The following is a 12,912-nucleotide window of genomic DNA, read 5'->3' on the forward strand; positions in this document are numbered from 1 at the left end:
GCTTTTTTATAAAATATCGAAATCACTTTGTTTATCGGTATAAGCGATTCGCACGCCTTCCCATGCCAAAGCTTTGGGCAATGTAAGGTGGCTCTCTGCTTACATATTTCGACGGTACTGACCACCAACCTCAAACAAGGCTTCGGTGATTTGTCCCAAAGAACAGTATTTGGTGGCTTCCATCAATTCTTCGAACATATTCTCATTTTTGATAGCCGCTTCCTGGATACGCTTCAGCTGATCCTGTGCTCTGTCTTTATACACGTGGTGCAGCTTAGTGAGCGTATTGATCTGGTATTCTTTTTCCTCTTCAGTCGCACGAATGACTTCTCTTGGTTTCACCGTGGGCGATCCTTTGGAACTCAAAAACGTATTCACCCCGATAATTGGGAATTCTCCAGTGTGTTTAAGGGTTTCGTAATGCAGGCTCTCCTCCTGTATCTTGCTGCGCTGGTACATGGTTTCCATGGCACCAAGCACGCCTCCACGCTCTGTAAGTCGGTCAAACTCGAGCAATACGGCTTCCTCGACAAGGTCTGTCAATTCTTCTATGATAAAAGAACCTTGAATTGGATTTTCATTTTTGGCAAGACCCAGTTCTTTATTGATAATCAACTGAATCGCCATAGCACGTCGCACCGATTCTTCGGTTGGCGTGGTAATGGCTTCGTCGTAAGCATTGGTGTGCAGGGAATTACAGTTATCGTAAATCGCATACAGCGCCTGTAATGTGGTGCGGATGTCGTTAAAGTCGATTTCCTGGGCATGAAGCGATCTTCCGGAGGTCTGAATGTGATATTTCAACATCTGTGCTCTCGAATTCGCACCGTATTTATCGCGCATGGCTTTGGACCAGATACGTCTGGCTACCCGGCCAATCACGGCATATTCCGGATCGATGCCATTGGAGAAAAAGAAACTCAGGTTAGGCCCAAATTTATTGATATCCATACCCCGGCTTAAGTAGTATTCGACGTAGGTAAATCCGTTAGACAGAGTCAAAGCCAGTTGCGTGATTGGGTTGGCGCCGGCTTCAGCAATGTGATACCCGGAAATAGAAACCGAGTAAAAATTCCTCACTTTATTCTCGATAAAATACTCCTGAACATCGCCCATCAGACGGATGGCAAATTCGGTAGAGAAAATACAAGTGTTCTGAGCCTGATCTTCTTTAAGGATATCGGCCTGAACCGTTCCGCGAACCACAGCGATGGTTTCCATCTTGATCTCCTGGTAAACATCTGCTGGTAAAACCATATCGCCGGTCACGCCAAGCAGCATCAAACCCAATCCGTTATTGCCCTCAGGAAGCTTGCCCTGGTAGGCTGGACGCTCGCTGCCGTTTGCTTTGTATATCTTTTTGATCTTGGCTTCAACTTCTTTTTCAAGACCGTTTTCCTTGATGTATTTCTCACACTGCTGATCGATGGCTGCATTCATGAAAAAACCGAGCAGCATAGGCGCTGGTCCGTTTATAGTCATACTCACAGAGGTCATGGCATCAGCCAGGTCAAATCCGGAGTAGAGTTTTTTAGCATCGTCCAGACAGCAAATAGAAACACCCGCGTTCCCGATTTTACCATAGATATCTGGTCGGTGATCCGGATCGTTTCCATACAGGGTCACAGAATCAAATGCTGTTGACAAACGCTTGGCAGGCAGACCGGCACTCACATAGTGAAACCTGCGATTCGTTCGTTCAGGACCACCTTCACCGGCAAACATACGCGTAGGATCTTCACCTGTCCTTTTGAAAGGATAAAGTCCGGCGGTGTAAGGAAACTCGCCAGGCACGTTTTCCTGCAGCAACCACTTGAGCAGATCTCCCCAGGCCTTGTATTTCGGCAAGGCTACCTTTGGGATTTTTAGATGGGAAAGCGACTCCGTATAGGTGTCAATTTTGATTTCTTTGTCTCTTACTTTAAAGGTGTAAACATCGTCGGTATATTTTTGAACGACATTTTCCCAGCCTAAAATCTTCTCCCAGTTGTAAGGATCCAAATCCATCTTAACCCGGTCAAATTCTTTTTTAAGCAGATCCACCAAAGTCTCATTGTCTGACGTAGTCACCTCTTCCAGATGACTTTCTTCGATGCCGTTTTTATCTAACTGCAGCTTAGAACTGGTGGCACTTTCCAGGGTTTTGAAAATTCCGTAAAGTCTTTGAGCGACTTCAACCTGTGCGTTCGCTTTCTCGTCGTAAGACCGGTTGTTTTCAGAAATTTCTGAAAGGTAACGAGTTCTTGCCGGTGGAATCACAAAGATTTTCTCCGACATTTCATCGGTAATCTGGTAATCACTCTTTAGGCTTGTCGATGTTTTTTCAGACAACTGGTCCATGATTCTTTTATAAAGAATATTCATGCCTGGATCGTTGAATTGAGAAGCAATGGTACCATATACCGGAAGCGTTTCCGGCTTCGCATCCCAAAGATTGTGATTGCGCTGGTATTGCTTTTTCACATCCCGCAGGGCATCTTTCGCGCCGCGTTTATCAAATTTGTTGATTGCTACCAAATCAGCGAAATCCAGCATATCGATTTTTTCAAGCTGTGTCGCCGCCCCAAATTCAGGGGTCATGACATACAGTGAAATATCGGAATGGTCCAGGATTTCTGTGTCGCTTTGTCCTATACCCGAGGTTTCTAAAATGATAAGATCGTAGTTGGCCCCCTTCATGACTTCCACAGCTTCCTGAACATATTTAGACAATGCCAGGTTGGATTGTCTTGTTGCTAGCGAACGCATATACACTCTGGGAGAGTTGATGGCGTTCATGCGAATTCTGTCCCCAAGCAGGGCTCCGCCCGTTCTTCTTTTGGAGGGATCTACTGAGATGATCCCGATTTGTTTGTCTTCAAAATCAACGAGAAAACGTCGAACCAGTTCATCGACTAAAGAGGATTTTCCAGAGCCCCCGGTTCCCGTAATTCCCAAAACAGGAACTTTATTTGTATTCTTCTTTTGAATGGGTTCAAAAACCTGTTTGAATTCATCATGCCTGTTTTCAGCTAAAGAAATCAATCTGGCAATCGTGTTAACATCTTTGTTGTCAAGATTCTCTTTGGTCTTCTTTGGAGCTTTAAGTTCCGGCGTTGGAAAATCAGCTTGCTTAACCAAGTCATTGATCATCCCCTGGAGTCCCATTTCACGACCGTCATCCGGAGAATAAATCCGGGTAATGCCATAGTCCATCAACTCCTCGATTTCTTCAGTAAGGATAACGCCTCCCCCGCCACCGAAGATTTTGATATGTCCGGCGTCTTTCTCCTGAAGTAAATCGTACATGTATTTGAAGTATTCGTTATGCCCTCCCTGGTAAGAGGTCATAGCAATAGCATTCACATCTTCCTGTATAGCGGTATTGACAACTTCTTCAACACTTCTGTCGTGACCAAGATGAATCACCTCCACACCGGTGGACTGAATGATTCGACGCATCACATTGATGGCAGCATCATGGCCGTCAAATAAAGAGGCGGCAGTGACAATTCGTATCTGGTGTTGTGGGGTATATGGTTTTTGTTGCTCCATTATGATATTAAATTATATATAATTTTTGAGGCGTGAAATTACGAAATATTCAATTTAAAGCTGAAGATTTAAGCTTAGAATAACGAAAAGTTGTAAGGATAAGGGCTTTAAACATCGTATATTGAGAATTCACACAAATTCAACAGCATGAAACCTTCAATTTTACTCGTCATATTTGCTTTTTTTATGTCTTCCTGTGCAGAACTCGGACAAATTTCAAGGGAAATTGCAAAGTCCGGGATGCTGAGCGAACAACAGATTGCAAATGGTTTACAGCAGGCTTTATCAAAAGGTGTAACAGAACAGGTTTCAAAATTGACGGAAGAGGATGGTTTTTATGACAATGCTCTGGTCAGGATTGAACTCCCGGAAGAATTGTCCAAGATAGAAAGTACCCTGCGAAGCTTTGGTCTCGGCAATCTGGCAGATCAGGGCATTAAGGCCCTTAATGAAACTGCTCAGGAAGCGGTAAAAGAAGCCACACCCATTTTTTTGAATGCGATTCGGGACATGAGTTTTCAGGAGGCAAGAACAATACTCCTGGGAGAAAAAACAGCGGCCACCGCTTATTTAAGAGAGAAGACACAAACGGAGTTATATCAAAAATTTAAGCCTGTTGTCCAGGAAAACTTTCAAAAAGTGGGCGCCGATCAAATTTGGGATAATCTCATAACGCAGTACAACCAGGTACCCTTTACAGATAAGGTGAATCCAGATCTGACCGATTATGTGACCAGTGAGGCTTTAAGAGGGGTTTACAAGATGATAGAACTGGAAGAGATACAGATCAGGAATGACTTAAATGAACGATCTACAGAACTGTTGAGACGCGTATTTGCCCTTCAGGATTAGGACGTACTGAGTGCGTAAGGCTGCTGACTCAAGCTTTTAATGAAAGTTATGACTTGCGTATTAAACACCTTGGGTTGCTCAACATTAACCACGTGTCCACAATTTTGCAAAATAAATAATTTGGCTTCTTTATGCGTTTCTGAAATTTTTCTTACCGCTGGTAAAAACAAATAATCCTGCTCACCCATCACATATAAAGAAGGAATATCAATGGCTTTTTGTCTGAAGAACTTTAGTAAGGGATTAATTTCAGAAGTGAGCTTAAACCAGCGAATGAATTCTTTCTGATACAGTTTCTTAGCTTCATTCACAAAGAGGTTCCTGGATTTCTTATGGTTTTTCCTGGGCATGATGATAAACGCAAACAGCTTATACAAAATCATATAAGGAACAACCGACTTGAATATAACACCTACATTCATCAGAAATCGAGACCTGACGTTCATTTTCATAATCGCACCTCCCATAATCATGCTGGAAACCCGTTCCGGATAATTCTCAGCTAAATTTCTGATCAGGATTGTACCCAGAGAAATCCCCACAAAATGGGACTTTTGAATGTTATTGACATCCAAAACTTCAATGATATCGTTGGTGATCGCGTCAAACGTGTAATTTTCATCCAGAGAATCCTGAAGCTTAGGATTGGAATTCCCATGGCCTCTGAGGTCGAGAAGCAGAACATTAAATTGAGATTTAAAGGCTCTCAGCTGCTTAAACCATATCGAAGAACTTCCACCAGCACCATGCACAAAAGTCACCCAGTCCTGAGATGATTTATGAATATAAGTGGAATGGTGTATCAAGTTTTAATTTTCGCAAATATACACAGATATCTGATTATTGAAATAAAGTCCTCGAATCCTAGCAAAACTTTATAATTTGTCCCTAAGCTGACCGAAGTAATCCAAAGCTTTAAGCAGCCTCGACCCGTACCAGCTGAAATATTCTCCATCTACAATTTGGATTTGATCAGGATTCATTTCAAACTCCTTTTTATGCTGGTCTTTAAAGGGAAAGGGCTCCGAGGACAGGAATATATAATCTACGGGCTTTAGTTTATCGATATCCACTTCTGGGTAGCGAGGCAAGTCTTTATACACATTATCAAAATTGTTCAGTTTCAGCATATAATCGATGAAGGTAGACGAACCGGCAACCATCCAGGGATCTCGCCAAATGAAATAGGCCACTTTCAAGGTTGGCTCATGCTGGGTTTCTCTGCTGAATTTGATAAAGCTGGTTTGGATGTCATCCGCAAGCTGACTGGACCTTTTCGGTATAGAAAAGAGTTCACCCAGGTCCCGAATCAACTGCAGTAAATCTTCAATAGAATTAATATCACTGACATACACGGAATAGGATTCGGATAGGCGTTCTATATCCTCCAATTCGTTTTCTTCCTTATTGGCTAAAATAAAATCAGGATTTAGCTCCCGTATCTGATCGTGTTTGATGTTTTTAGTACCTCCAATGACCTCCGCATGGGTTCGTATATCCTGTGGATGCACACAAAATTTTGTGACTCCCAGCAGTTTGTGCTTCAGTCCTAAGTCAACCAGCATTTCGGTAAGACTCGGCACCAGGCATACAATGCGTTTTGGCACAGTGTCAACATGAAGGGCTCTGTGTAATTGGTCTTTCATAAATAAACTAAAAAAAATACCAGCAGAAAGTAATCTGCTGGTATAGGTTTAATGCTTTTTAATGAATTATGCCGTAGGTGCCCAGGAAGAACATAACATTCCGGGAGCCGCTTTGGCAGGATGTGCACAATTTGAAGTTTCATGTTTCTTACAATTCGAACAACTTCTTTCATTCTTAAGCTCTGCTTTCATATCAAATAAATCGCAGGTGTATTTTTGAGACACCAACACCTCGTGTTTACTACAAAATGTTTTTTCGATTAAATTTTTACAATTGCTGCAATTATTTGCGAATCTAATAGGCATATGGTTACGTTTTAAAGATTATTCCAATTTTTGAACCAATATAAAGAGAAGCAAAATTAATTCTGTTAAAAAAGGAGTAAATCGCTATAATACATTATTAGACTGATTAAAAATAAAAAAGCACCTGTTTCTAAAAACAAGTGCTTTTCAATTGCGATAATAAGTTAGAATTTATTTGACTTTGTCGACTACGGCTTTAAAAGCTTCTGGATTGTTCATAGCTAAATCCGCAAGGACTTTTCTATTCAACTCAATGTTGTGAGCTTTTACTTTTCCCATAAACTGAGAATAGGATAAACCATGTAATCTCGCAGCTGCATTAATTCTTATGATCCAAAGTGACCTGAAATTTCTTTTCTTGGTCTTGCGGTCTCTGTAAGCGTATAACATTGCTTTTTCGACTGCATTTTTGGCTACTGTCCAAACGTTTTTACGACGTCCAAAGTAACCTTTAGCTTGCTTCATTATTTTTTTACGTCTGGCTCTGGAAGCGACAGAATTTGTTGATCTTGGCATATTTTAAAGTTTTTTGTAGTAGGCAGTTACGAGTAACATTTTATGAGCCTAACTCCATGGATTAATAATTAACCTTGTTTGCTTATTTTAAGCGTAATTGAGTTTTGATGCTGTGCTCATCGGCTTTGTCTACTAGACCGCTATGAGTTAACTTCAATTTTCTCTTTTTTGACTTTTTGGTCAAAATGTGACTTTTGAATGCATGTTTACGTTTTATTTTACCTGTTCCGGTAATTTTGAAACGCTTTTTAGCACTCGACTTGGTTTTCATTTTAGGCATCTGAATGTATTTAGGATTATCGCAATTATTTTTTTGAAACCGGAGCAAGAATCATAATCATTCTTTTACCCTCCAATTTTGGCATCTGCTCTACTTTAGCTATGTCTTCCAGATCTTGAGCCAATCTTAAAAGCAAGATCTGCCCTTTGTCTTTAAAGACTATAGAACGTCCTTTAAAGAAGACAAAAGCTTTCAGCTTGGCACCATCTTTAAGAAACTTCTCTGCATTTTTCTTTTTGAATTCGTAATCATGATCATCTGTATTGGGACCAAAACGAATTTCTTTAACCACAACCTGAGTCGTTTTTTGTTTGAGCTGTTTTTCTCTCTTTTTCTGTTCGTACAAGAATTTCTTGTAATCCATAACTTTACAAACAGGAGGATCTGCCTTAGGAGATATTTCAACTAAGTCCAGCTCTTGCTCTTCGGCCATGGCCAAAGCTTCTTTGAGAGAATAAATATCTACTTTAACATTCTCACCAACGACACGAACCTTTGGAGCTCTTATCTTCTCGTTGATTTTGTGAGGGTTTTCTTTAATCTGCCTCGGGGCCTGTCTTGATTTTTTTCTACGTATTGCTATGGCTATCTATTTTTTTAATTAAACTTCAAATGTATGTATTTCTTTATCGGTCTCGACTTGTAAGATCTTGGCAAAGCTTTCAATGGGCATTTCCCCTAGATCATCTCCACCATGCTTTCTTACTGAAACGGTTTCATTTTCAACTTCCGCTTCCCCTATAATCAGCATGTAAGGAATTTTATTCATCTCGGCTTCACGAATTTTCTTACCCATGGTTTCACCTCGATTGTCGAATGTGGCGCGAATTTCGTGTTTTTTCAGTAAACTTAAAACTTTTTTAGAATAATTTTCATATTTCTCACTGATTGATAGGATAATAGCCTGCTCGGGCATTAACCATAAGGGGAAATTTCCTCCTGTGTGTTCCAGCAGGATAGCTATAAAGCGTTCTAAACTCCCAAACGGTGCTCTGTGAATCATCACAGGCCTGTGCATCTCATTGTCACTTCCCTTGTATTCCAGTTCGAATCGCTCCGGAAGATTGTAATCCACTTGAATCGTCCCCAGCTGCCACTGTCTCCCTAAAGCATCTTTCACCATGAAATCGAGCTTAGGCCCGTAAAACGCGGCTTCACCGGTTTCTACTTTGTAATTAAGTCCTTTTTCTTCTGCGGCATTTAAAATCGCAGCTTCTGCTTTTGTCCAGTTTTCATCAGAACCGATGTACTTGGACGGATTCTCGGGATCTCTTAAAGAAACCTGAGCGGTAAAGTTTTCGAAGCCTAAGGCCCCAAACACATACAGAACCAAATCGATTACCTTTTTGAATTCTTCATCCAGCTGTTCAGGCATACAGAAAATATGCGCATCATCCTGGGTAAACCCTCTCACTCTTGTCAGTCCGTGAAGCTCCCCACTTTGCTCATAACGGTAGACCGTACCAAATTCAGCATAACGCTGTGGTAAATCCCGGTAACTCCAGGCCTGTGAATTGAAAATCTCACAGTGATGCGGGCAGTTCATCGGTTTTAAAAGGTACTCTTCCCCATCCTGAGGGGTTTTGATGGACTGAAAACTATCCTCTCCGTATTTCTGAAAATGACCTGAGGTCATGTATAATTCTTTCTGGCCGATATGCGGAGAAACCACAGGCTGATAACCTGCTGCTTCCTGAGCATCTTTCATGAATTTCTCGAGCCGGTCTCTAAGCGCCGCTCCTTTCGGCAACCAAAGTGGCAGACCTTGGCCAACTTTTTTAGAAAAGGTAAATAATTTCAATTCTTTCCCCAGTTTTCTATGATCGCGTTTTTTGGCTTCTTCAAGCAGTGCGAGATATTCTTTTAATTCTTTTTGCTTTGGAAATGAAATCCCGTAAATTCTGGTCAACTGAGGATTGGTTTCATCTCCTCTCCAATAGGCTCCGGCGATGTTCATCAGCTTTACAGCCTTGATGAATCCCGTGTTCGGAATATGTCCGCCCCTGCACAAATCGGTAAAATCGTCATGATCACAAAATGTAATCGTACCGTCTTCAAGATTTTCAATCAGTTCGACTTTGAAGGGATTGTTTTTAGATTTATAATAGTCTAAAGCTTCAGATTTGCTCACTTCACGCATCTCAAAATCATGTTTTCCTCTGGCGAGCTCCAGCATCTTGGCTTCAATTTTTGGAAAATCATTTTCAGAAATCACCTCACCGTTTAGCTCCACATCGTAATAAAACCCGTTCTCAATAGAGGGTCCGATGGTAAGGTGAACCTTCGGGTATAATTTCAACAGAGCCTGTGCCATCACATGCGAAGTGGAATGCCAGAAGGCTTGCTTCCCCTCATCATCATTGAAAGTTAACAGGACCAACTTACCATCCTCCTGAAGCAGGGTCGTGGTTTCAACAATAGAGTCATTGAATTTTGCTGAAATCACATTCCTGGCTAAGCCTGAACTTATACTTAAAGCAACCTGAAGCGGTGTTGTACCCTTCTCATATTGCTTTACACTTCCATCTGGTAAGGTAATATTGATCATTGATATTGATATTGATTTTGAGCAAAGATACTAGCTTAATATTTCTTTGCAACATGAAATCTCGTTTGTTTGGGGTTTGTTGTCTGAACTGTTTGATATTTTTAATTCATGAATAAGCCTTTTAAAATGTTGGGATTTGTCAGCTCGAGTGAATCGATTTGGTTTTGAACTAAAAAACCAGGTTGATTTGTATCGAGAGCAATTTGAAGTGAGATAGATGAGTCCAGTTTTCAACACAATGCCCTGGCGTCGCGATACTACCAATGATGTTTACGCATAACTTATAGGTTATCAATTACTTGTTTCAAGTTCGAGCCTGACTTCCTAAGCGAAACGCAGGCAGACGAAGTAGAGAACCATCCACATCTCGACTTCATTGTTAGTTTTATTTTTATAAGAAGTTTAACCGTATTAAATTTCTAAAAAAAACTAGAAGAGCAAGGTGACATTTCTTAATGTCATAAAAACACAAAACCACTTCGATGAAGTGGTTTTGCAGTTAAAAACGTTGGTGCTTTTATTTGATCAATTTAAAACTTCTTTCCACAAAATTGGTGAGCTCTTCTCCCTTTAAAAGGTTTTGAGAAAGCAAAGCCAGGTCCAAAGACTGTTTAATCAGTGTTTCTCTCTTGGCATCCTCTTTTGCTTTTAAAATTTTTGAAATCAAAGGATTATTGGTATTGACCACCAGATTGTACATCTCCGGCATATTCCCCATGCCAAACATACCTCCGCCACCGGTTTGCTGCATCTCTTTCATTCGACGCATAAATTCCGGCTGAGTAATCATGACGGGGGCGGTGTCAGAATCTAAAGCTTCGAGTTGTACAGTATACTTTTCTTTAGGCACAACAGTTTCAAAACTTGTCTTGACCGTTTCTTTTTCTTCATCGCTAAGTTTAGAAACCTGCTCCGATTCCTTTTTGATCAGGTTTTCAACATGATCACTGTCTACTCTCACAAAAGATACTTTCTGTTCGTTCTCCTGCTCCAGTTTTTGAATCAAGTGAGAAACAATCGGAGAATCTAAAAGCAGTACTTTGTAACCTTTTGCCTCCGCTCTTTTGATATAACTGTGTTGCTGATCTTTATTGGAAGCATATAAAACCACCAACTTCCCGTCTTTATCGGTCTGTAGTTCCGTGATTTCATTTTTAAGTTCCTCAAACGTGTGATAGGTATTGTTTGTGGTTGGATACAAGGCGAATTTTTGAGCTTTTTCAAAAAATTTGTCCTCAGACAACATACCGTATTCAATCACCACTTTGATATCATTCCATTTCTTTTCGAAATCTTCTCTATTATCATTGAAAAGCGATTTCAACTTGTCTGCTACCTTTCTGGTGATATAACTTGAAATCTTTTTCACAGCAGAATCCGCCTGTAAATAAGATCTGGAAACGTTTAGCGGAATATCCGGTGAATCGATAACCCCTTTGAGCATAGTTAAGAATTCCGGCACAATACCTTCAACATTATCGGTTACAAATACCTGATTCTGATACAACTGAATTTTGTCTTTCTGAATCGATAGGTCGTTGGTCAGTTTCGGAAAATATAAAATACCCGTCAGATTAAACGGATAATCCACATTCAAATGAATGTGAAACAACGGCTCTTCAAACTGAGTTGGATACAATTCTCTGTAAAAGGAATTGTAATCTTTCTCCTCGAGTTCAGTCGGCTGCTTGGTCCAGGCCGGATCCGGATTATTGATAATGTTATCTACTGTTACCTTTTTTGGTTCCTCGTCTTCCTTGGCATCCTCCGCTTTTGGAAGCTCTTTTTCTTTAGTTCCGAATTTGATAGGAACCGGCATAAACTTGTTATACTTAACCAGAAGTTCGTTGATTCTGTATTCTTCCAAAAACTCCTTTTCATCATCATTGATGTGAAGAATAATCTCGGTACCTCTTTCCGTTTTATCACCTTCCTCTAAAGTAAACTGAGTCGTTCCTTCGCAGGTCCAGTGCGCAGCAGGTTGATCTTTCCAGGATTTAGTCTTGATTTCAACTTTATTTGCTACCATAAAAGCTGAATAAAAACCAAGTCCGAAGTGACCAATAATACCTGTGTCCTTAGCATCGGAATCCTTGTATTTTTCCAAAAACTCTTCAGCTCCGGAAAAAGCAACTTCGTTGATGTATTTTTCTACTTCTTCTTTGGTCATCCCCACTCCTTCATCAATGATGTGAAGGGTTTGGTTGTCTTTATCAATTTTGACTTCAATTTTAGGTTGACCAACATCAATTTTAGCCTCACCTATTCTCACCAGGTGGTTCATTTTAAGAGTCGCATCGGTTGCGTTGGATATGAGTTCTCTTAAAAATATCTCGTGGTCGCTGTAAAGAAACTTTTTGATCAGTGGAAAAATATTTTCTACCGAAACATTAATATTACCTGTAGCCATATGAATTGTATTTAATTTTAAACATCAATAACAAACCGAATACCGCACATCAGTTTATGACAAACTGACAGAGATCTGTACATTTAACAAAAGATTTCGTTTAAAGTTAAGTTTTAAAGATTAAACAATAATTATATTTGTATATAAATTTACATTTATGGCAGCCAAGACCAAAACCAAAAAAAAGTTATCGAAGATCGATATCATTACCTATTATATGGATCATGTTCTGGAACATGAGCACAGTCCGAAATCTGTTTACAAATTTGCCAAGGATCATAATTTTGAAGAGAAAGACTTCTACGCCTATTTTGGAAATTTTGAAGCCTTACGAGAAGAGATTTGGGAAACTTTTTTCGACAATGCGCATACCTTAATGACGCAGAACGAAGAAGTGGAAAATTATAGTAGCAGAGAAAAAATGCTGACGTTTTTCTACACCTTCTTTGAAATTCTAACGGCAAACAGAAGTTATGTTCTTTATGTAATTGAAGAAAATGAAGGTCAGCTAAAGAATCTTAAACAACTTAAAGGTCTAAGACGACATATTAAATCCTTTGCCAAAGATTTAATTGAAGATGACAACGATGAAAAAAATTACAGTTTCTTAAAGCGAAACGAAAGGATTTATTCAGAAGGTGCCTGGATTCAATTTTTGTTTTTACTCAGATTTTGGAAAGACGATAAATCAGCCGATTTCGAGAAGACTGATGTAGCGATAGAAAAATCAGTTAATACAATTTTTGATGTCTTCGATAATACACCTCTTGAGAAAGTTTTCGATTTTGGAAAATTTCTCTACAAAGAATCAATGAAGTAG

The 12,912-nt window shown here is 40.0% G+C and carries 10 protein-coding genes; 2 read left to right on the forward strand and 8 right to left on the reverse strand.

From position 1 onward, the window contains the following. Positions 1 to 99: 99 nt before the first annotated feature. Positions 100 to 3,534, reverse strand: a complete 3,435-nt coding sequence (locus G3567_RS06760; protein ID WP_164004570.1) for a methylmalonyl-CoA mutase family protein — start codon at positions 3,532 to 3,534, stop codon at positions 100 to 102. 147 nt (positions 3,535 to 3,681) lie between these two features. Here G3567_RS06760 and G3567_RS06765 point away from each other — a divergent pair, with 147 nt between their 5' ends. Continuing rightward, positions 3,682 to 4,386 carry a DUF4197 domain-containing protein gene (locus G3567_RS06765; protein WP_164004571.1) on the forward strand — a complete coding sequence of 235 codons (705 nt, stop codon included), beginning with the start codon at positions 3,682 to 3,684 and terminating at the stop codon, positions 4,384 to 4,386. On the opposite strand, the gene G3567_RS06770 is transcribed toward G3567_RS06765, so the two are convergent. From G3567_RS06770 to htpG, 7 genes are all read right to left on the reverse strand, one after another. Then, entirely contained in the window at positions 4,383 to 5,192 is an 810-nt protein-coding gene (locus tag G3567_RS06770; protein ID WP_164004572.1) for an alpha/beta fold hydrolase, read from the reverse strand. The genes G3567_RS06765 and G3567_RS06770 overlap by 4 nt on opposite strands. A gap of 69 nt (positions 5,193 to 5,261) precedes the next feature. Continuing rightward, complete coding sequence (locus G3567_RS06775; protein WP_164004573.1) at positions 5,262 to 6,032, reverse strand: ABC transporter substrate-binding protein; 771 nt, start codon at positions 6,030 to 6,032, stop codon at positions 5,262 to 5,264. Positions 6,033 to 6,509: 477 nt separating this feature from the next. Next, positions 6,510 to 6,854, reverse strand: a complete 345-nt coding sequence (gene rplT / locus G3567_RS06780) for a 50S ribosomal protein L20 (protein WP_093367421.1) — start codon at positions 6,852 to 6,854, stop codon at positions 6,510 to 6,512. Between the two features lie 82 nt (positions 6,855 to 6,936). Beyond that, positions 6,937 to 7,134, reverse strand: a complete 198-nt coding sequence (rpmI, locus tag G3567_RS06785) for a 50S ribosomal protein L35 (protein ID WP_164004574.1) — start codon at positions 7,132 to 7,134, stop codon at positions 6,937 to 6,939. 25 nt (positions 7,135 to 7,159) lie between these two features. Next, positions 7,160 to 7,675: a translation initiation factor IF-3 gene (infC, locus tag G3567_RS06790; protein WP_262501428.1), complete on the reverse strand. Its 516-nt coding sequence runs from the start codon at positions 7,673 to 7,675 to the stop codon at positions 7,160 to 7,162. A gap of 60 nt (positions 7,676 to 7,735) precedes the next feature. Then, a complete protein-coding gene (gene thrS, locus G3567_RS06795) occupies positions 7,736 to 9,682 on the reverse strand; it encodes a threonine--tRNA ligase (RefSeq protein ID WP_164004575.1) in 1,947 nt (648 codons plus the stop codon). A 517-nt stretch (positions 9,683 to 10,199) separates the two neighbouring features. Next, positions 10,200 to 12,092, reverse strand: coding sequence for a molecular chaperone HtpG (htpG, locus tag G3567_RS06800; protein ID WP_164004576.1), 1,893 nt, complete (start codon positions 12,090 to 12,092; stop codon positions 10,200 to 10,202). Between the two features lie 157 nt (positions 12,093 to 12,249). Here htpG and G3567_RS06805 point away from each other — a divergent pair, with 157 nt between their 5' ends. Next, positions 12,250 to 12,912, forward strand: coding sequence for a TetR family transcriptional regulator C-terminal domain-containing protein (locus G3567_RS06805; protein ID WP_164004577.1), 663 nt, complete (start codon positions 12,250 to 12,252; stop codon positions 12,910 to 12,912).

This window comes from Psychroflexus aurantiacus (assembly GCF_010820555.1).
Classification (GTDB): domain Bacteria; phylum Bacteroidota; class Bacteroidia; order Flavobacteriales; family Flavobacteriaceae; genus Psychroflexus; species Psychroflexus aurantiacus.

Excerpts from the sequence above, each read along its gene's own strand:
- G3567_RS06775 (WP_164004573.1), bottom strand. The coding sequence starts at position 6,032 with ATGAAAGACCAATTACACAGAGCCCTTCATGTTGACACTGTGCCAAAA.
- rplT (WP_093367421.1), bottom strand. The coding sequence starts at position 6,854 with ATGCCAAGATCAACAAATTCTGTCGCTTCCAGAGCCAGACGTAAAAAA.
- G3567_RS06805 (WP_164004577.1), top strand. The coding sequence starts at position 12,250 with ATGGCAGCCAAGACCAAAACCAAAAAAAAGTTATCGAAGATCGATATC.
- htpG (WP_164004576.1), bottom strand. The coding sequence starts at position 12,092 with ATGGCTACAGGTAATATTAATGTTTCGGTAGAAAATATTTTTCCACTG.
- rpmI (WP_164004574.1), bottom strand. The coding sequence starts at position 7,134 with ATGCCTAAAATGAAAACCAAGTCGAGTGCTAAAAAGCGTTTCAAAATT.
- thrS (WP_164004575.1), bottom strand. The coding sequence starts at position 9,682 with ATGATCAATATTACCTTACCAGATGGAAGTGTAAAGCAATATGAGAAG.
- G3567_RS06765 (WP_164004571.1), top strand. The coding sequence starts at position 3,682 with ATGAAACCTTCAATTTTACTCGTCATATTTGCTTTTTTTATGTCTTCC.
- G3567_RS06760 (WP_164004570.1), bottom strand. The coding sequence starts at position 3,534 with ATGGAGCAACAAAAACCATATACCCCACAACACCAGATACGAATTGTC.